The organism is Methylosinus sp. H3A, assembly GCF_015709455.1.
Taxonomy (GTDB): domain Bacteria; phylum Pseudomonadota; class Alphaproteobacteria; order Rhizobiales; family Beijerinckiaceae; genus Methylosinus.
Map to the genome: position 1 here is coordinate 2,180,113 of NZ_JADNQW010000005.1, position 19,139 is coordinate 2,199,251.

16 protein-coding genes and 2 pseudogenes are annotated in these 19,139 nt (G+C 61.2%); 12 read left to right on the forward strand and 6 right to left on the reverse strand.

From position 1 onward, the window contains the following. Positions 1–348: 348 nt before the first annotated feature. The 4 genes from IY145_RS13275 to IY145_RS13290 all read right to left on the reverse strand — a co-directional run bounded on the left by IY145_RS13275 (position 349) and on the right by IY145_RS13290 (position 4,803). Positions 349–1,686: a Dyp-type peroxidase gene (locus IY145_RS13275; RefSeq protein ID WP_210332664.1), complete on the reverse strand. Its 1,338-nt coding sequence runs from the start codon at positions 1,684–1,686 to the stop codon at positions 349–351. A 22-nt stretch (positions 1,687–1,708) separates the two neighbouring features. Next, complete coding sequence (locus tag IY145_RS13280) at positions 1,709–2,728, reverse strand: hypothetical protein (RefSeq protein ID WP_196408645.1); 1,020 nt, start codon at positions 2,726–2,728, stop codon at positions 1,709–1,711. 21 nt (positions 2,729–2,749) lie between these two features. Next, the gene (locus IY145_RS13285; protein ID WP_210332665.1) at positions 2,750–4,102 is read right to left on the reverse strand and encodes a peroxidase; all 1,353 of its coding nucleotides are present in this window, start codon (positions 4,100–4,102) and stop codon (positions 2,750–2,752) included. Between the two features lie 176 nt (positions 4,103–4,278). Continuing rightward, complete coding sequence (locus IY145_RS13290; protein ID WP_210332666.1) at positions 4,279–4,803, reverse strand: hypothetical protein; 525 nt, start codon at positions 4,801–4,803, stop codon at positions 4,279–4,281. Positions 4,804–5,822: 1,019 nt separating this feature from the next. On the opposite strand from IY145_RS13290, the pseudogene IY145_RS25730 reads away from it, so the two are divergent. Then, positions 5,823–5,948, forward strand: a pseudogene (locus tag IY145_RS25730) (DUF2460 domain-containing protein); the annotation flags it as partial. Positions 5,949–6,351: 403 nt separating this feature from the next. On the opposite strand, the pseudogene IY145_RS13300 reads toward IY145_RS25730, so the two are convergent. Together IY145_RS13300 and IY145_RS13305 are read right to left on the reverse strand one after the other, a co-directional pair. After that, a pseudogene (locus IY145_RS13300) lies at positions 6,352–6,901 on the reverse strand (tyrosine-type recombinase/integrase). 224 nt (positions 6,902–7,125) lie between these two features. Next, positions 7,126–7,752: a tyrosine-type recombinase/integrase gene (locus IY145_RS13305; protein ID WP_196408648.1), complete on the reverse strand. Its 627-nt coding sequence runs from the start codon at positions 7,750–7,752 to the stop codon at positions 7,126–7,128. A gap of 360 nt (positions 7,753–8,112) precedes the next feature. Here IY145_RS13305 and kdpF point away from each other — a divergent pair, with 360 nt between their 5' ends. The 11 genes from kdpF (at position 8,113) to IY145_RS13360 (ending at position 19,122) form a co-directional block, all read left to right on the forward strand. Further along, positions 8,113–8,199: a K(+)-transporting ATPase subunit F gene (gene kdpF / locus IY145_RS13310; RefSeq protein ID WP_196410538.1), complete on the forward strand. Its 87-nt coding sequence runs from the start codon at positions 8,113–8,115 to the stop codon at positions 8,197–8,199. A gap of 33 nt (positions 8,200–8,232) precedes the next feature. Continuing rightward, a complete protein-coding gene (kdpA, locus tag IY145_RS13315) occupies positions 8,233–9,942 on the forward strand; it encodes a potassium-transporting ATPase subunit KdpA (protein ID WP_196408649.1) in 1,710 nt (569 codons plus the stop codon). Between the two features lie 15 nt (positions 9,943–9,957). Next, entirely contained in the window at positions 9,958–12,093 is a 2,136-nt protein-coding gene (gene kdpB / locus IY145_RS13320) for a potassium-transporting ATPase subunit KdpB (RefSeq protein ID WP_196408650.1), read from the forward strand. An 11-nt stretch (positions 12,094–12,104) separates the two neighbouring features. Further along, on the forward strand, positions 12,105–12,704 hold the full coding sequence (kdpC, locus tag IY145_RS13325; protein WP_196410539.1) for a potassium-transporting ATPase subunit KdpC: 600 nt from the start codon (positions 12,105–12,107) through the stop codon (positions 12,702–12,704). A 36-nt stretch (positions 12,705–12,740) separates the two neighbouring features. Further along, the gene (locus tag IY145_RS13330; RefSeq protein WP_196408651.1) at positions 12,741–15,446 is read left to right on the forward strand and encodes a sensor histidine kinase KdpD; all 2,706 of its coding nucleotides are present in this window, start codon (positions 12,741–12,743) and stop codon (positions 15,444–15,446) included. After that, positions 15,443–16,153 carry a response regulator gene (locus IY145_RS13335; protein WP_196408652.1) on the forward strand — a complete coding sequence of 237 codons (711 nt, stop codon included), beginning with the start codon at positions 15,443–15,445 and terminating at the stop codon, positions 16,151–16,153. Before IY145_RS13330 ends, IY145_RS13335 begins: the two co-directional genes overlap by 4 nt. A 191-nt stretch (positions 16,154–16,344) precedes the next feature. After that, positions 16,345–16,959 (forward strand): hypothetical protein, encoded by a 615-nt coding sequence (locus tag IY145_RS13340; protein WP_196408653.1) that lies wholly within the window; start codon positions 16,345–16,347, stop codon positions 16,957–16,959. A gap of 163 nt (positions 16,960–17,122) precedes the next feature. Then, a complete protein-coding gene (locus IY145_RS13345; RefSeq protein ID WP_196408654.1) occupies positions 17,123–17,746 on the forward strand; it encodes an HAD-IA family hydrolase in 624 nt (207 codons plus the stop codon). A 344-nt stretch (positions 17,747–18,090) separates the two neighbouring features. Continuing rightward, positions 18,091–18,357 carry a hypothetical protein gene (locus IY145_RS13350; RefSeq protein WP_196410697.1) on the forward strand — a complete coding sequence of 89 codons (267 nt, stop codon included), beginning with the start codon at positions 18,091–18,093 and terminating at the stop codon, positions 18,355–18,357. Between the two features lie 84 nt (positions 18,358–18,441). Continuing rightward, entirely contained in the window at positions 18,442–18,738 is a 297-nt protein-coding gene (locus IY145_RS13355; protein WP_166143403.1) for a helix-turn-helix domain-containing protein, read from the forward strand. Positions 18,739–18,753: 15 nt separating this feature from the next. After that, on the forward strand, positions 18,754–19,122 hold the full coding sequence (locus IY145_RS13360) for a hypothetical protein (protein WP_196408655.1): 369 nt from the start codon (positions 18,754–18,756) through the stop codon (positions 19,120–19,122). The last annotated feature ends 17 nt before the right edge of the window (positions 19,123–19,139 follow it).

Consider the following 19,139-nt stretch of genomic DNA (forward strand, 5'->3'; position numbering starts at 1 on the left):
ATCGCGGCAAGCTCCGCCGCCGATTTGGATCGACGGTAACGTCCCCTACGGCTTGCGATATAGGGTGCGTGGACAAGGCGACCGTCGCGCGGAATGGATTTTTTAACAAAAGGGACGAGTAGATCACAAAAAGGATCAGGCCATAAAGTTCGCTGGCGCCCCTGACTGACCTGAGACGGGTCTTTTCCTTTGCGAGCTGCTTTGCAACGTTCAGCAGCGCCTTGTACACGCGAACCGCCCGTCCTTCTCTCCAAAATCGCCGCGCCGCTGGATCGCAACGCCAATGCTGTTTGGATCGACCACTGAGCGAAAATCGCCTCGACGCAAACCCGCGAAACGCCCGGAGCCTCAGGTGTCGAGCTCCGCGAGCCACCGCAGCGCTCGTAACCCAGGCAGAAAGCAATACTCGCCGCCTCGCGTGACGACGAATCTGGCCAAGCCATGCAGCCGCTTTCGAACGGGCCGCCGCGGAATATCAAAGACGCCGGATCCATCGTTAGCCCCAGAGATCGGATCCTTGGCGTCTCTTGCGCCGATAAAGCCGCCGTCGTTGATCCACTCCGACTGCACGAACTCGAACTGTCGTCCCAGGCTCGCTCCGATGAACGCGAACATCAGCCCCCGGTCGACGCCATCGTCCTCGACCACGCCTTCCGGGAGTGGAGGGCCGTAGGAAGTTCCGCGCCGGATCATGCGATGGATGCGGCCGATGCCCGCTACCGACGCGTCCCGCGGATTGGCTCGCCGAACGTGCGAGCCGACCGGAGTCCTGTATCCTATCGGGTCGTCCGCTTCGTACAAGAAATCATTATTGCGCAGCCGGTCTGCTCCCAGTTCGGGTTCGTCGTGGAGTGGACAGAGCGCCAGCGGCGCGCCGCTCCGCCATCGCCCCATCATCTTTGCGGCTAATAGTTCCTCCTCCTCGGGAGAGGAGGAGTTCGCCCTCAAGTAGCCGCGGAACAAAGCCACGTTTTGGCGCAGCTTGCGAAAGGCGACATACGACCCGTTGCGGCCCAAGATTTCGGGCCAGGGCATGCGGGGCATAACGCCGGACTCGTCAGGATAACCGAGAATGAATTCCCCCGCCTCGAGGGGCCGCTCTTTAGGGTTCGTGCCGGGGATGCCGCTTCCCTCGACGGCAGGATGACTAATGCCGTCCCTGAAGCCGAAGGCTTCCCTCTCGGTCGGCAGCGCGTGGCAATCCTGACGCCAGATCGCGGCGATCCCCGCTAATTTCCGGTACGTCTTGCGGGCGCGCTCGAGCACTGGTTCCAGACGCTGCGCGTCTGGCGAAACTGCGGTGAGCACCACATGGACGTCCGCGCTCCCGAGCGGTTTCTCCCAATTTTCGGGGCTGTTCTCGCCGGTGTCTCCCAGCAGCGTCGCCCGGGCAGCCATCCCCTGGCGGAACTCGGGCGCGAAGCTGTCGAGAGACTCTTGCGGCAGCCCCAGGGCCTTGAAGCCTTGGAAGCTGATTGCGACGCTCAGCCAGGTGTCGCCGAGCGGGCCGGTCGCATGAGTGGCAGAAGCAACCAAGGAGCTTGCCCGCAGCATCAACTCCTGCCCCGCCTTCCGGTCGTCGATGCGGAGCAGAATGTAGGTCGCCGCATAGGGAGTAGGCCGGGGCCGCAGAACGCCGCTCTGAATGTCGTCCAGCTCGAGCATCGCATTCACTGCTTCGGTCATGGGTCTCTCCGAGCGGCCGACGTCACCTCATTGCGATATTCTTCCAAAAACGCTCCAGGCTCTCTTCGCCGGCAAACAAGGTGCTGAAGATCGTGGAGTCCGCCAACAGGATGTCGCCGGCGCGCTTGCCGCTGGGCGGCATCCACACGAATGTGTTGAACTCGTGGTTTCCGGCCTCGGTGAAAGGATGCGGGTTCGACATGTCGATCGGCTGCCTGGCGAGGACGTGAATCGACTTCGTGTCGTCGGTCGTCAGCGCATAGTGGGGAAGATGCATATGGAAATTGAACGCGGTCACTCCCTCGAGCCAGCCGCGAGTATCCAAGTCCTTCGCAATCGATAAGGGCGCAATCTTGTTGGTTCCCTTCGACACCGCAGGTCGCAGGCCGTAGCGATTCTCGACGGGAACCCCGAGTCCTTTCATTAGAGATCGAGCGTAGCGGCCGAAACGTTGTTGACGAGGCACAAGGGCGTCGCCGTGGTGCACGTACTCCATTTGGCGCTCTTTTATATCGTCAGAGACGCCGACGTCGTGGTGCGGTCCGAGCACCAGGCAAGTTCCTTCGCGCGTGAGGAACTCCCGCACCGCCGTGATTTCTGCTTCCTTTGCTTCCTGGTCAGTAACCAGGTGGTCGAGGCCGAACACCAGGAGCGTATCGGTGTCTGAGAGGACCCGTTCGTCCAGCAAAAGTTCGTAGCCAGCCTGGTCGATCCGCTGGTAGACGGGGACCACATGCTCGGTGACCTCCCCAACGACGGCCTGAAATCTCTCCCACGCACGAAAGAAGAGTTCCAGCGAGCCGGCGATTCCCTGTAAGAACTTTTTCGGGTTCGCATACTCGGGTGACTCGTAATCCGGCCACGCTACCCGCCGAACCTCCGCCATGGTCGAAAAGCGATTGTCGAGCACGTTCACATCCCGATTTGCTTCCGCGGGATAGCTCCAGGTGATGTAGACGCTGACCCGACGCCGCCCCGGCGAGTATTTTCGCGGCGCATGGATTTGGTTGTAAGTGCGTGGGGGATGTTTTGGCGCTGTCATTTCGACACCTTCGCTTCACGTTTACGCCGACGGGATCTTTGGGCCATCGCCGAGCGCCGCCAGGTATCGAAGCGCCTTGATTCCCGGCAGGAAAAAGTAGGCGCCCCCTTTCACGGTCGTGAACGCCGGCAAGCCTGTGATCTTCTTGCGAACAGGCCGCTTTGGAATCGTCATGTCATAGGCGCCATCTTGGGTCCCTATGATCGGGTCGCGCTCGTTGCCGAGTTCATGGAATTTGGGGTCGTTTATCCAGACGTTCTGGGCGAACTCGAATTGGCGCACGAGACTGGCGCAGAGGACAAAGGCCGCGACGCCTCTATCCGCGCCATCGTCGGGCGCGCCTTCGGGCAAGTGCGGGCCGTAAGTCGCCCCGCGGCGGATCATCTTCCGCCGCTGCATGTTGACGGCGGTGTCTCGCGGGTTCAACCGCCGAATATGCGCGCCGAGTGGAACGGCATATCCGTGCGGATCCATCTTCCCGTAATCGAAATTATTGTTACGTTGCGGGTCCGCGGCGAGGTCTGGATCATCTTTCTCAGGCGCCAGAACGAGTGGCGCGCCGCTGCGCCAGCGGCCCATCAGTTTCGCTGCAATCAGCTCCTGCTCCTCTGGCGTCTCGCCATGCCGGCGCAAAAACTCGCGAAACGCCCCCAGGTGCTCCTGCAATCGGCGATAGGCCATGTACGTGCCGTTGCGAGAGAGAATCTCCGGCTGCGGCAACCCGAACGGCGGTCCATTTTCATCAGGATAGCCGAGAATGAATTCGCCCGCTTTGACGGGCGGCCCTGAACCGGGCGTCGGCTCGATTCCCGTTCCCTCGATCTCGATCTGCGAGAGCCGGTCACGGTAGCCGAAGTGGTCGTGCGCATAGTCAAATGGCGGCGTCGCTTCCAAGTCCAACGACGAAAGAATCTTGACCTCGGGGGTTTGCGCCAGAAACGCCGCATGCTCGTGGATACTCCGTTCGCGCTCTGCGGCGTCACGGGCGAAGAGTATGACGATGGCGTGGAGGTCGGGGCCGGCGAGACCGCCCACCCAATTGTCAGGATGGTTCGCGCCGGTGTCCCCCAGCACCTCCGCACGGGCCGCCATGCCCTGGCGGAACTCTTCGGGAAAGGTGGATAGAGAAGCCTCGTCGACTCCGAGCGCGCGAAGGCCGGTCCACGTAAAAGCCACGGAAACCCATCGCCTGTCTTTCTCGATGGAAGCGTCGACTGCCTGAGCCGACGCCACCTTTTCGATTACACGCGTCAGCCACGCTCGTCCTTGAGCCGGTTGCCCAAACGAAAGAAATTCGTACCGTCCCGTGATAGCGGGCACGCGTGTCAACAGGATGTGTTGGATATCGTCGAGTTCGAGCAGGGCCGCTTCCATGGCCGCTTCCGATTTTTTTGAGGATGATCAAACAATGGTGCGGGCCGTTCGGTCGTATTCCATCCGCCGCCGCACAGCGCCCTCGGGTTACTCCTCTCGAAGTCGCTTTGTCGGTCCTCGAACGAGCGATGAATTGGAGGCCAGCGCAAGCGCCGCCCTATCGCCAACATCTCACTTTACTGCATGTTGTCGAGGACATCGGCGAGGGCGTCCTTGACCTTCAGGGCCTTGACAACTTCGACGCCAGCGACCCCTGGATATTCCGCATATTCCGCGAAAGAAGGACATTGATGTTCCCGCGCGAACTTGGCGAACGCCGCGGGATCCTCCCTCCAGTCTGCCGGGAATCCTTCGAGATTTTCGAAAATTGTATCCAAGCCGGTCTGCCGGAAGAGCATGACGGCGTCCTCGACGTATTTGTCAAAATCCGTATCGAAAATCCCCATGTAGATGAACCGTGTGTCGTTATCGAAGAGAATCCACCGCAAAAAATGAAGCCGGAGCGGCGCCAGCACATGAGGAGTTTCTTGAATCGCCTTCTCCAGCCTGGCTCCGTAGGCGCGGATTGCATCCCCTGTCCCGGGCTTGACCTTGCAGATCAGCGTGAACCCATTCGCGGGCGTCACCGGCATCATCGAGCCATATCTTCCCTGTTCTATTTTCTCGTCGGCTCTCGGCAAGGCTACTGCAACCGGTTGCATCCTCGTCGCCTCCTCAGCGGACTTCTGGTCAATTCCCATGACCTCTAGCGTCTGGCCGCAGCTCCGGAACAGCTCACATTGCTCCCGTGATCTGGAATTCACGAGATGAACGCGGAGTAGGTTGAATGGTAGCGCGCCTTCGTCCATTTGGAAGTCGTAGCGTCCGGAGTACGAGGCTATTTGTTAAACGCTGCGCCGTGCTGACGATGGCTCCGGCGCCGCTGGCCTCGGGGCCGCTTATCCTCGCGAAGGCCTGCTCGCCTCGTTCTCCGGCTTCCATGCCGATGGCGGAACCATTCCGGCGGGGAGCTGGGGAATTGTCGGCGAGCGCGGGCCGGAGCCGGCCTTCGTCGGCAATATGCCGCTCTCCATGCCGCTCTCCGTCATGCCCAACGCGCTCGCGCGCAGCGCGTTGGGCGGCGCGACGCACGCCGCGACGCGGGGGCGTCTCACACGCCTCGCACAATTACATCGACTTCAACGTCTAGACGCCACTCTGATGGCCGCGGCGATCGCGCGCGGCCAGCGTAGTCTCTAGACGCCGCCTGACGGGCTTTCCCCGAGGGCTGTTTTCTTTAGAGTCCTCTGCGAACTGCGCGCCCCCCACGACGCACTGCCCTGTGAACGGTCCGATGCTCGAAACGACCTGTGCGCCGCTGGAAACGCCGTTCCATTCCCGCCGTCGCGGCCTCCGCATCCGACACAATCAGCGCCGAAGGCACAACTGCGAGTCCCGCCAGCAGTCCGAGAAATGAAAACGCCTTCCGGCGCGAGATCAATTCAGGTTCGATGTGTTCACTCATTTCGATCTCCCGCTTTTCCGCGCGGCTACAGCACGAGCCGGCCTCCACGACGAAGGTTCGCACCCCGTGAACGCCGAACCGGCGCTGATCGTTCCTCCGGCTCGATCCGAGACGCTGCGCCTCGCGTAACTCGAGCTTGCCGCTCGCGGACGCGTCCAAGCGACTGTCACGAGACGAAGGTCGACCAAGCGCTAATGCGAGCGCATCAGGATCGAGATGACAAGTTTTCATGAAGTGCTGTTTCCATGCGACATCGCGCTCGGCTCGTGCGGCGGACCGGAGCGGCGCACGGATATCGCGACGATGCGGTCGGGGTTCGAAGAGCGCAATTCCATATGGGCGGCTCTCGATTTGATATCGGACGGAACGGACACGACGCCGAAGCGGGCGCGGGACTCGGCGGTCGGGCCCGCATTCTCTGTTGGCGGCCGAGGAGCAGCTTCCTGCGAAAGGACCGCTAGACCCGCTCGACCGCGAACCGAATCATCAGCGCTCGGCTCTCGCGCGGAGGCGGCTTCCCCTTAAAAACGAAGCGGTGGCGGGCCTCATGATAAGCGGGGTCAGGCCGAAGAAATTGACCCGCATTCGATCCAGTTCCTCGGCGCGATAGCTTGCGATGGACCTGGCGCATTCGTCGTCGAGGTCGAAACATCGAGCGGAAGTCGGCATCTCGCGCGAACGCGAAAGTCGGTTCCTGGCGCGTCGCGGCCGGACGTTTTCGGCCAGGCCGCCACGCGTGTTTCTGTCAAAGGTCAACTTGCTCTGAAATGCTCAGAGCGTCATCGACATCGATGCCGAGATAGCGGACCGTGTGCTTTCCAATTAGATATGCCCCAATAACAGTTGGACGGCGCGCAAATTGCCGGTCTTTTTGTAAATCTGAGCCGCCTTCGTCCTTCGCATGGAGTGCGTTCCGTAGGCGGAGCCATCAAGTCCGGCGCTCGCCACCCATTTCTGCACATGCGTGCATATTGCCGGGTGGAGATATGAGGCCGCTTCGTGAAGCGACTCGGGAACAAATAACCGGTATTCGTCGCACGGCGCTGGAGCCATTCCTCAACCGATAGACGGGTTTGCTCGGTTAGCTCGAATTGTACGGGGCGGCCCGTTTTCTTTTGGATCACGACTGCGCGATCGCGTAATCGTCCGCCAAAGCAAATATCGTTCACTTGCAAACGCACGAGGTCACAGCCTCGCAACTTACTGTCGATGGCGAGATTGAACATGGCGAGGTCGCGCTTACGGCATTCAAGTTGTAAACGAACCCGAATGGTCCAGACGTCCTTTGGCCTCAAAGGACGCTTCTGACCGCGCAGACGTCCCTTATTTCAAGGGTCATGATTATGCTTGGCATTGGATGTGTCGGAAGTTGGCGCATCCTTGCCTTAGGCGAACGCGAAAAATGACCATCTCGGACCTTCTGCCGGTGCAGATCTTTCCCGTAAGCGGCCATCGCACCGGAGAAGCTAACCCGAACCGCAGGTCGCGGCCGGCCCTCACGGACCAGCCGCGCCACTGCTTACAGCTCGACTTGCTCTGAAATGTTCAGAGCGTCGTCCACTTCGATCCCGAGATAACGGACTGTGCTTTCCAGCTTGGTATGGCCCAACAGGAGTTGCACCGCGCGGAGGTTGCCAGTCTTCTTGTAAATCTGAGCCGCTTTCGTGCGTCGCATCGAATGGGTGCCATAGGCCGAGCTATCGAGACCTGCGCTGGCCACCCATTTGCTGACAAGTCGCGCGTACTGCCGAGTCGAGATGTGCTGCCTCTTCGTGAAGCGACTCGGGAAGACATATTGAGCATTCGCCATCCTCCTCATATTCAGCCATTCCTGGACGGATTGGCGGGTTTGTTCGGTCAACTCGAATTGGACGGGGCGGCCGGTTTTCTTTTGGACAATTACCGCGCGCTCGCGCACTCGCCCGCCGACGCAGACGTCGCTCACTTGCAGACGCACGAGGTCACAACCTCGCAGCTTGCTGTCGATAGCCAGATTGAATAGCGCGAGGTCGCGTGTGTGTCGTTCGAATTGGAGCCGTACCCGAATGGTCCAGACGTCCTTCGGCTTGAGCGGACGTTTTTGACCGATCAGGCGTCCTTTGTTCCAGGGAGAGTGACGAAGCTCTGAAGCAACGGTAGTCGGCATGATGGCCTCCGCCAGAGCCGACCCTCCCGCCTCGACGCCTTGTTGCAGGCTCGCCCCAATATAATTCGCATCCGAGGTCTCGCACGGTAGGATCGACCTGGAACTCTCGAGCGTTCAGATCGCGTAGAGCGCGGCGGCGCTGACGAAGGGTGTCATCCATCGTCTTTATGCGGTCTTTACGTTCGAACCTCGGGTTCGGAATGGACCCTTTATGTTGATAGATGCAAATGGTTGCGCGCCATCCAATTTCCCATGGAGCAGCTCATGTCCGATCTCGTCTACGTCGGCCTCGCCCTTTCGGTCTTCGTTCTCATGAGCTTCTACGCGCGCGCCTGCGGACGCCTCTGAAAGGAGCGCGAGATGTACGAACCTATTGTCGGCCTGAGCGTCGCCCTGCTGCTCGGAGCCTATCTGATCTACACGCTCATTCGTCCCGAGAAATTCTAGAGCGAGGGCTCGGGTCATCCCGAGGCAGACATCATGAACGCCATTGGTTGGGCGCAAATCGCCATCGTACTCGCTGTCGTGATCGCGGCCGCCATCCCGCTCAGCTCCTATATCGCACGCGTGCTCGGAGGCGAACGCACGTTCCTGTCTCCGGTCCTCGCGCCGGTCGAGCAGATATTCTACAAGCTTTCCGGCGTCGATCCGAAGCGAGAGCAGAGCTGGCTCGGCTACACGATGGCGATGCTCGCCTTCAGCGTGGTCGGCTTCCTTTCGCTCTATGCGCTGCAGCGGCTGCAGAATCTTTTGCCGCTCAACCCTCAAGGCTTCGACGGCGTGCCCCCGGACCTCGCGTTCAACACGGCCGTCAGCTTCGTCACCAACACCAATTGGCAGAACTACGGCGGCGAGACGACGATGAGCCATCTCGTCCAGGCGCTCGGTCTGACGGTTCAGAATTTCGTCTCCGCTGCTACGGGCGTCGCCATAGCGTTCGCGCTGGTGCGCGGCTTTTCCCGCAACGAATCTCCGACCGTCGGCAATTTCTGGGTCGATCTGACGCGATCGACTCTCTACCTGCTATTGCCGATGTCGATCGTCCTTGCGCTCCTTCTCGTCGCGCTCGGCGTTCCGCAGACACTCGACGGCTCGGTGGAAGCAACCACGCTCGAGGGTGCAAAGCAGGTCATTTCGATCGGCCCGGTGGCCAGCCAGGAAGCGATCAAGGAACTGGGAACCAACGGCGGCGGCTTCTTCAACGCCAATTCCGCGCACCCTTACGAGAACCCCAACGCCATCTCCAACATGCTCGAAATCTGGGCGCTGCTGGTCATTCCGTTCGCCATGGCTTTCGCCTTCGGGCGAGCGGTGCTCGACTTGAGGCAGGGGCGCGCGATCGCCATCACCATGGGGGTCGTTCTCGTCGCTGGCGTTCTGGTCGCCTACTGGGCCGAAGCCTCCGGCAATCCGATATTGGCGGATATCGGCGTTGATCCGTCGCCCGGCAATATGGAGGGCAAGGAGGTCCGCTTCGGCATCGCCGCGAGCGCGCTCTTCGCGACCTCGACTACTGGAACGAGCTGTGGCGCGGTCAACGCGATGCACGATTCGTTCATGCCGCTCGGCGGCCTCGTGCCGCTGTTCAACATTCTGATGGGCGACATCACTCCGGGCGGCGTCGGCGCCGGCCTCTATGGTTTCCTCGTCCTCGCGGTCATCGCGGTCTTCGTCGCCGGCCTGATGGTCGGCCGCACGCCGGAATACGTCGGCAAGAAGATCGAAGCGCGCGAAATGAAGCTCGCCATGCTGGCGGTGCTGCTCTATCCGCTCAGCGTGCTCGGCTTCTCGGCGGCGTCTGTGATGCTGGAGACCGGCCTCGCCAGTCTGAACAACGCCGGTCCGCACGGCCTTTCCGAAATCCTCTACGCCTTCGCGTCCGCCAATGGCAACAATGGCTCCGCCTTTGCGGGGCTCGCCGGCAATACGCCCTGGTACAATACGACGCTCGGGGTCGCCATGCTCTTCGGGCGGTTCGCCTATGTCATTCCGGTTCTGGCGATGGCGGGCTCCTTCGCCGCGAAGAAGAAAGCGCCTGCTTCCTCCGGCACGTTCCCGACGCATGGACCTCTGTTTGTCGGACTGCTGATCGGCGTCATCATCATTCTCTACATGCTCCAATATTTCCCGGCTCTGGCGCTCGGCCCCGTCGTCGAGCAATTCCTGATGCAAGCGGGCAAAACCTTCTGAAGGAGCGAGCGTCCCATGTCCTCGAAAGTCCAAGCTCCCGGCCTTTTCGATCCTGTCATCATCAGACCGGCTTCGATCGACGCCTTCCGCAAGCTCGACCCGCGAAAGCTGGCGCGCAATCCGGTCATTTTCGTCACCGAGATCGTCTCGGTCGTCGTGACCGTCCTGTTCTTGCGCGATATCGTCGCTCGAGATGGAACCGCTCTCTTTTCGGGCCAGATCGCGGCCTGGCTGTGGTTCACGGTATTGTTCGCCAATTTTGCTGAAGCGGTGGCCGAAGGACGCGGAAAGGCGCAGGCCGACGCCCTTCGCCGGACGCGCACCGACACCAGAGCGAAGCGGCTCGTCGATCCACTCGGCAAGGGCGGGAGAACGGACGCCTTTGAGGCGGTCTCCGCGCTCGATCTGAAGATCGGCGACGTCGTTCTGGTCGAGGCCGGCGATCTCATTCCGGGCGACGGCGACATTATCGAGGGCGTCGCTTCCGTGAACGAGTCGGCGATCACCGGCGAGTCCGCCCCCGTCATTCGCGAGGCCGGAGGCGACCGCTCGGCCGTGACGGGCGGCACGACGGTCTTGTCGGACTGGATCAGAGTGAGGATCTCGGCTGCACCCGGCTCGACTTTCATAGATCGCATGATCGCGCTGGTCGAGGGCGCGGAACGTCAGAAGACCCCCAACGAGCTTGCGCTCTCCATTCTTCTCTCGGGGCTGACCATCGTTTTTTTAATCGTCTGCGTGGCGCTGTGGCCGCTCGCCAAATATTCGGGAACAACGCTTTCGCTTTCCGTGCTCATCGCTCTGCTCGTCTGTCTCATTCCGACGACGATCGGCGGCCTGCTGTCTGCGATCGGCATTGCGGGAATGGACCGGCTCATCCGCTTCAATGTCATCGCCACCTCCGGCCGCGCGGTCGAGGCGGCGGGCGACGTGGATACGCTCCTGCTCGACAAGACGGGAACTATCACTTTCGGCAGCCGCATGGCGGACGAGTTCATTCCAATCGGCGATGTCGCCGAGCACGCTCTGGCGGAGGCGGTCCTGCTCGCGTCGCTCGCCGACGAGACGCCGGAGGGCCGCTCGATCGTCGCCCTGGCCAAGAGCCGTTATGGCCTGACGCTGCCCGATCTGGGCGCCACAGCCAAAATCGTGCCATTCTCGGCTCATACGCGCATTTCCGGAATCGATTTGCCAGGGCGTCCGCTGCGTAAGGGCGCGGTGGACGCCATTCTCCGTCACACTGAATCTGCGGGGGAGCGCGCCGCGAGCGACCCTGCCTCTGGAACCAGCACCGTCAATTCCATGCTCGAGCGGACGGGCTCGCTGAAAGGCGCCGTTCCCATCGACTTCGCGCGAGCGGTGGAACGCATCTCGCGGGCGGGCGGCACGCCGCTCGCCGTCTCGGAAAACGGGCAGCTCCTCGGCGTCGTTCACCTGAAGGACATCATCAAACCCGACATCAAGGCCAGGTTCGCTTCGCTGCGCGCGATGGGGATCAAGACGGTCATGGTGACCGGCGATAATCCCGTCACGGCCGCGGCGATCGCATCGGAAGCCGGCGTCGACGACTTCATCGCGCAGGCCACGCCCGAGGACAAGCTGACCTACATTCGCAAGGAGCAGCAAGGCGGCCGACTCATCGCCATGTGCGGCGACGGCACGAACGACGCGCCGGCGTTGGCGCAGGCCGATGTCGGCGTCGCCATGCAGACCGGAACGCAAGCGGCGCGCGAAGCCGGCAACATGGTCGATCTCGACTCCGATCCGACCAAGCTCATCGAGATCGTCGCGATCGGCAAGCAGCTGCTGATGACCCGGGGCGCTCTCACTACCTTCTCGATTGCCAATGACGTGGCCAAGTATTTCGCGATCATTCCGGCGTTGTTCGTCGTGACTTATCCGGAACTGAACGCGATCAACGTTATGAAACTGGCGTCGCCCCAATCGGCGATTCTGTCGGCGGTGATTTTCAACGCTCTCATCATCATTGCGCTGATCCCATTGGCGCTCAAGGGCATCGCCTATCGCCCGGTCGGCGCCGCCGCGCTGCTGCGCCGCAATCTGCTGATCTATGGACTGGGCGGCATCATCGTTCCGTTCATCGGCATCAAGCTGATCGACGTCGTCGTTGCCGCATTGCATCTCGTGTGAGGAGCCCGGACATGTTGGCCCAACTGCGTCCCGCTTTCGTGATGATCGTCTTGTTCACCGTTTTGACCGGCCTCGTGTATCCGCTCGCCATTACCGGGATTGCGCAGCTCGCGTTTTCCGAGAAGGCCAACGGCAGCATGATCGAACGGGGCGGAATGGTGGTCGGCTCGAGCCTGATCGGCCAGAGCTTTGCCTCCGATCGCTACTTCCACGGCCGCCCTTCGGCGACCAGCGCCCCCGATCCAGCGGACGCCACCAAGACGATCGATGCGCCCTACAACGCGGCGAATTCGTCGGGCTCCAACCTCGGCCCGACATCGATGAAGCTCTTGGACCGCGTAAACGCCGCTGTTGAAGCCGAGTTGGACGCCGGGCGAATCGACATTGTCGCCGCAGACGCCGTGACGGCCTCGGCCTCGGGGCTCGATCCTCATATCTCGCCCCAGTTCGCGCTGGCGCAGGTTCCGGCGGTGGCGAAAGCTCGCAAACTGCCGGAAGACCGCGTTCGCGCACTGGTGGACGCCCATGCCGAGCAGCGGCTCGCGGCGCTGATCGGGGAACCTCGCGTGAATGTGCTTTTGCTCAATCTAGCGCTGGACGAATTGCGCTAATATTCTTCACGGACCGTAGAACACCTTCGATCACGGATGGCTCAAACGGACAAAGACCTCGACCGCCGCCCTGATCCGGATGCGCTCTTGGCGCTTGCCGACCAGGAAGCTCGGGGAAAGCTGCGCGTCTTCCTGGGCGCCGCTCCCGGTGTCGGCAAGACCTACGCCATGCTGGCAAAGGCGCACGCAATGAAAGCAGAGGGGGGCGACATCGTAGTCGGCCTCGCCGAGACGCATGGACGGCGGGAAACCGAAGCCTTGCTGGAGGGACTCGAACTTCTGCCGCGCCGCCGCATCGAATATCGCGACCGAACAATCGAGGAATTCGACATAGACGCGGCCCTGGCTCGCAGGCCCAAGCTCATCCTCGTCGACGAACTTGCTCACACGAACGCGCCGGACGGCCGTCATCCCAAGCGTTGGCAAGACGTGGAGGAACTGCTCGACGCCGGCGTCGATGTCTGGACGACGCTCAACATCCAACATCTCGAGAGTCTCGCCGACGTCGTCTCGCGCATCACTGGCGTCATTGTTCGCGAGACCGTGCCGGACAGCGTGCTGCAGAGCGCGTCGGACGTCGTGCTGGTCGACATCACGCCGGACGAACTCATCCAGAGATTGAAAGAAGGCAAGGTTTATGTTCCGCAGATGGCGAAGCGGGCCATAGAGAATTTTTTCACGCCCGGCAATCTCACAGCCCTGCGCGAACTCGCATTGCGGCGCACCGCGGAGCGCGTCGACGATCAAATGATCGATTATCTGCGCCAGCACGCCATCGAGGGGCCTTGGGCGACCTCGGAGCGACTGCTCGTCTGCGTCGGGCCCGACGCTTCATCGGACTTCGTCGTTCGGGCGGCAGCTCGCCTTGCCACTGGCCTCAACGCGTCGTGGATTGCCTTGTATGTGGAGCGACCCGGCGAGGAGGAGCGGGACGCTGAACGCGTCAAACGTATCGACGATGCCTTACGCCTGGCGGAACGGCTGGGTGGCGAGATTGAACGCCTGTCCGGATATGACCTCGTCGGCGAGGTGCTGCGCTTTGCGCGTCGCGAAAATATCACGCAGATTGTCCTCGGACGCTCGCGCGCGGGGCTCTTGGCTCGGCTTCTCCGCAAATCCTTTACCCAGGAGATCGTTCGGCGCTCTACGGATATTGCAGTCCACGTCGTCATGGACAGTCGGCCGAAGCCCGCAATCGAGGGACGAGCGTGGTCCCGCTCGTCGCGGGTCGAATTCTGGATCGGCATAGGCGGCGCGGCCGGCTCCGTTGCGGCTGCCGTGGCCCTGGCGCATTTGTTGGAGACTTGGCTGGGCATCCCCACTCTGTCCGTATCTATGGTCTTCCTTGTCCCGGTCGCATTTTGCGCGGTGAGTTTCGGGCTGTGGTCGGCGATCGCCGCTTGCGGTTTTTCCTTCCTCGCTTTCGATTTCTTCTTTACGGAACCGCGTCACGAATTCACGATTTCGCAGCCGCACGAATTTCTGTCGCTCCTCGTATTCCTGATCGTCGCTATCATCACGGGGACATTGGCGGGCCGGGTGCGCGAGCAATCGCATAACATGCGCGCCAGAGCGCAAGCGGCTCAGTCGCTGTTCGAGTTCTCACGCAAGATATCGGGCGCGGCCAGACTCGATGACGTCTCGTGGGCCGCCGCCGTCCATGCACAGAAGACGCTCGATGCCCGTTGCATACTCTTGCTTTTGCCTGACGATGGAGAGCTGCGCATTTCCACGGCATGGCCGCCTATCGACCAGCTCGACGTAGCAGAAATGAGCGCCGCCCGCTGGGCTTTCGAAAAATCGGAACCGGCAGGTTGGCGAACGGGCACTCTGCCCAATGTGCGCTTCCAGTTTCGGCCGCTCCCGACATCGCGGGGAGTGGCGGGCGTCGCCGGAATAGAGCCGAAAATCTCGGAGGAACCGCTCTCGGCGCAGGATGAGCGCATGTTGACCTCGATTCTCGAGCAGACGGCGATCGCTATAGACCGCTCTTTGCTCGTCGGCGAATCGGTCAAGGCGGCGGCGCTCGAACAAAACGAAAAGCTCCGCACGACTCTTCTCTCGTCGCTCTCCCACGATCTCCGGACGCCGCTCGCCTCGATCACGGCGGCGGTCACGAGTCTGCGGCAACTGGGAGAAAAAATGCCGGCGGCCGATCGCCAGGACCTCCTCGTTTCCATCGAAGAGGAAGCCGGGAGGCTGTCTCGTTTCGTCTCCAATCTGCTCGACATGTCGCGCATAGAATCGGGAGCCCTCGCGCCCCGGCGTGACTTCGTCGATGTCGACGATGCGGTGCGCAGCGCCATCGAGCGATCCCGCAAGGTATTCCCAAGCCTGAAGACTTCGGTCAGCATCGCCTCCGATCTGCCCCTCATTCGTGGAGATGCAAATCTCTTGAGCCAAGTCATTTTCAATCTTCTCGATAACGCCCATAAGTATGGAGGCGGTTCGGCCAGTCTGTATGCCCGTCGTGAAGGCGGCGATGTCGTTCTTGCTGTGACCGATGAGGGACCAGGAATCAAACCGACTGAACTCGAACGTATCTTCGAGAAATTCTACCGCGGCGGACGCTCCGATGGCCGCAAGGCGGGGACCGGATTGGGCCTGTCCATTTGCCGCGGCCTCGTCGAAGCGATGGGAGGAACGATCGTCGCGCAAAGCCCCGCCATTCGCCGGCGCGGAACGCGCATCCTTCTGCGGTTTCCCATTCCCGAGCAGCCGCGCAAAGGAATCGCGGCGTGAGCGGCGTCCGCGTCCTCGTCGTCGACGACGAGCCGCAAATCCTCAGAGTGCTGCGCCCGGCCCTGACTGCGTGTGGTTACGAAGTTCTCGAGGCCGGAACGGGCCGTGATGCTTTGCGGTTGATCGCCGCCTCCGCGCCCGATGTGGTGGTGCTCGACCTCGGGCTCCCCGACATGGACGGCAAGGACGTGCTGCGCGAGGCGCGTAGTTTCTCGAAAGTTCCGATCATCATCCTCTCGGCCCGCGATCGCGAAGCGGAGAAGATCGCTGCGCTCGACTTGGGCGCCGACGATTACGTGGAAAAACCGTTCGGGATCGGCGAGCTCATGGCTAGGCTGCGCGCTGGCCTACGACATGCGGGGCAATCCGCAGAGGAAGTTACCCGAATCGACAGGGAGGGCCTCTGCATCGACCTCGTCAAACACTCCGTGATGAAAAATGGCGTCATGTTGAAATTGACGCCGAAGCAATATGATCTCTTGACGATGCTCGCCCGGCACGCTGGACGCCTCCTGACGCATCGCCAGATCCTGACCGCCGTCTGGGGGCCAGCGCATCAGAACGACATGCAATATCTGCGCGTCTTTGTCGGCCAATTGCGCGCCAAGATCGAGGACGATCCGTCCTCGCCTCGTCTCATTCTGACGGAGCCCGGCGCCGGTTACCGGTTCGCCGATGCCGACCAGAGCAGCGGTGCCGAATTGTAAGCGCCGTCGATTCGGACGTAGTTCCCCGCCAATTCAAGCACGCGGCAGTAGCTGAGCCGCTCCAAGGTCTGCTTCACAAAAAGGAGGCAAGGGCCGCTAATGGCGCCTAGGCGATCATGAACGAGGAAGAGTAGAGCTAGAGCGCCATGGTCCGCGCCAGGCGATAGTGCTCCGAACAGCAGGAACGACCCGTGTTTCCGATTTTGATTTCACGTCATGGCCAGGTCGCGCTTTCGAAACCGATGTTTCCGACTCGAGAAGAATTCGAGGCCTATGTGGAAGCCTATGAGCATTCGGGCTTGTATGTGAACGCTCGCCCTCCCGCAGAACTCATTCAGCACATTCGTAATGCGACCAGCGTTTTCACAAGCTCCAGTCTGCGAGCGCGAGAGTCCTTGCGCTTGCTCGACTCCGAGCGAACGCCGATCGTCGACGCGGTGTTTTGCGAGGAGCCCCAAATTATTCCCGAGATTTCGGGACGATGGCCGCTACTCGTCTGGTTCTCGCTGACACGGGGAATTGGCTCTTTTCACCCGAACGAATTCAATGGCCGGTTAGCAATGCGTCGGCGCGCCACTGCCGCCGCGGAACGCCTGATCGGGGCTGCGCGACAAGGGCCTGTAGCTCTTATCGGGCATGGATGGTTCAATCGGGCCATTTCTCGCGCGCTTCTTCAGAATGGCTGGCGTCGTGCTGAAATTCGTGGTGGTTCCAACCTATTCGGGCAGGTGTCGTCTGAGTGGGGATACAGGGTTTTCGAATTTGGCGCGAACCAGAATGGTCTGGACGTCCCTAGACTTCACTGATTGCTCCTGGCGTCTTCCTGCCGTGTGGGGGAAGGCAAAAAAATGACCCTGAGCGGACTTTCGTCTGCCTCGGCCGCTACGCGCAACTTAGGGGGAAAAGCGGACATTTCCGCGTCAAAATGGCGCTATTGATTACTGGCGCTTGCACCAACATGATGAGGGCATGGATTGCTATATTTTCGACTTAGACGGCACGCTGATTGATAGCGAGCCCGCGTGCAGTCGGGCGCTACTAGACCTTTTGCCGGACCTGACTGACGATCTTTCGGTTTTGATCGGCCGGTATCGCGGGAAAAGACTCGCTGACATTTGCGCAGATGTCGAGACAAGGATCGGACGCAGTTTACCTGCCGCTTTCGAGAAATCTTATCGCGCCCGGGTCACCGAAATTTTTGAAACCGAACTTCAAGCAATGCCCGGCGCAATCGAAGCGCTCGGCGCGGTTAACCGGCCCATGTGCGTCGCTTCGAGCGGCCCTGTGAGCAAAATTCGGCATGCCCTCGATCTCGTCGGTCTCTCTCGATTTTTTGGCCAAAACATCTTCAGTTCCTACGATGTGGGCTCCTGGAAGCCCGACCCCGGTCTATTCCTTTACGCCGCGAACGCGATGAGGGTCGCGCCAAGTCGGTGCGTTGTAATCGAAGATAGCACGGTGGGGATCGCTGCCGCGCTCTTGGCCGGAATGCGCGCCGTCCAATATCTACCTCATGAAGGTCATCCGGCGGCGGAAGGCGCATTTGTGATACATGACCTGCGCCAACTCGCAGATGTGCGCTTCGATAATTGAAATCGCGCACGATCGATGTCCGCCTTCGATCGCGCGCGCCGTCGCCGATTATCGCCGCGGCCACGCGCAAGCGCATGTCGCCGACCGCGCATAATGAGTTCGCCGGCTGTCATCAGGGAGCGAAATGCGTCACGAGACCTTCAACCGGGCCACAGGATATCTGGCGCGGCGAAGGTCCGCAAAATCCAGGGAAGGCCGACACTCGTGCCGTCCGCGACGAATGGCCGGTCATGGCGCATAGCCGAATTCAAACTGACCCACCCCCAACATTCGGTGGCGCACGTCTGACTCATTGGATCATATTTTCCAGTTGCTTTGACTGACTCATTGGAGTAGCATCCTTCATGGCTCGAACCGCTCCGATCAGCGTCGTCGAAACGCCGGAGTTTCTGTCGGCGACCCGCAAGCTCATGAGCGACGAGGAACGGGCGCTTCTCGTGGATTATCTCGCCTACAATCCGACGGCTGGCGATCTGATCCCCGGAACGGGCGGCGTGCGGAAGCTGCGCTGGGGATTGGAAGGCCGCGGCAAGCGAGGCGGGGCGCGGGTGATCTATTTCCACCACGACCGGCATGCCGCTCTTCGCGCTGACCGCTTTCGCCAAGAATGAGCGGGCCGATTTGAGCCAGCCGGACCGCAATGACTTCCGGCAGCTTACGACGCTGCTGGTCGAGGCATTCAGGAGGAGAACGCCATGAGCAAGGTTGCCGACAGCATCCGGCGCGGGCTCGAGGAAGCGGTGACCTATGTCGAGGGCAGGGCGGACGAGAGCGCCTATCGCGTCCATGTGCCGGAGAAGATCGACGTAAAGGCGATCCGCACACGCCTGGACATGACGCAGGAAGAGTTCGCGGGCCGATTCGGGTTCAGCGTCAATACGCTGCGTCATTGGGAACAAGGCTCGCGACAGCCGGAAGGACCGACCAGAGCCTATCTTCTGGTGATCGAGCGCGCGCCCAAGGCCGTCCAGAAGGCTTTGCGGGCCGTGTGACGCGTGTAGAGTGTTTTGGGCGACTACGCCAGAATCGCCATTCGCGAGTATTTTTGCGCCGCCGTACGACGAACGGATTTTCCCTCTTCTCATTCTGAACTTGCCGCTGCTTCATGCCCGTTTGACTTCGGAAAGAAAGCGAGCGACGGCATGGCGGATGACACGGAATCCGAGCCGGACGACCTCATACCGGCCAACGACAATCGAGGTCCGGACGGTAAACGGGATGAGCCGGACCGGGAGACGCGGCGACAGTTGGATCGGGTGGCGCTGACGATCGCGCGGCTGATCGGACGACGGATCGCGCGAGATCAGTTCGCGGCGCTCGGCGCTGCGAACGACAATAGGCCCCAGGACGCACAGAGGGCCGAGGACGAGGAATAGAAGGAACGGAGACCGCC

Coding starts and splice junctions, on each gene's coding strand:
- IY145_RS13350 (WP_196410697.1), top strand. CDS start 18,091: ATGGCTCGAACCGCTCCGATCAGCGTCGTCGAAACGCCGGAGTTTCTG.
- kdpB (WP_196408650.1), top strand. CDS start 9,958: ATGTCCTCGAAAGTCCAAGCTCCCGGCCTTTTCGATCCTGTCATCATC.
- IY145_RS13355 (WP_166143403.1), top strand. CDS start 18,442: ATGAGCAAGGTTGCCGACAGCATCCGGCGCGGGCTCGAGGAAGCGGTG.
- IY145_RS13280 (WP_196408645.1), bottom strand. CDS start 2,728: ATGACAGCGCCAAAACATCCCCCACGCACTTACAACCAAATCCATGCG.
- IY145_RS13305 (WP_196408648.1), bottom strand. CDS start 7,752: ATGCCGACTACCGTTGCTTCAGAGCTTCGTCACTCTCCCTGGAACAAA.
- IY145_RS13285 (WP_210332665.1), bottom strand. CDS start 4,102: ATGGAAGCGGCCCTGCTCGAACTCGACGATATCCAACACATCCTGTTG.
- IY145_RS13330 (WP_196408651.1), top strand. CDS start 12,741: ATGGCTCAAACGGACAAAGACCTCGACCGCCGCCCTGATCCGGATGCG.
- kdpC (WP_196410539.1), top strand. CDS start 12,105: ATGTTGGCCCAACTGCGTCCCGCTTTCGTGATGATCGTCTTGTTCACC.
- kdpF (WP_196410538.1), top strand. CDS start 8,113: ATGTACGAACCTATTGTCGGCCTGAGCGTCGCCCTGCTGCTCGGAGCC.
- kdpA (WP_196408649.1), top strand. CDS start 8,233: ATGAACGCCATTGGTTGGGCGCAAATCGCCATCGTACTCGCTGTCGTG.
- IY145_RS13275 (WP_210332664.1), bottom strand. CDS start 1,686: ATGACCGAAGCAGTGAATGCGATGCTCGAGCTGGACGACATTCAGAGC.
- IY145_RS13290 (WP_210332666.1), bottom strand. CDS start 4,803: ATGCAACCGGTTGCAGTAGCCTTGCCGAGAGCCGACGAGAAAATAGAA.
- IY145_RS13345 (WP_196408654.1), top strand. CDS start 17,123: ATGGATTGCTATATTTTCGACTTAGACGGCACGCTGATTGATAGCGAG.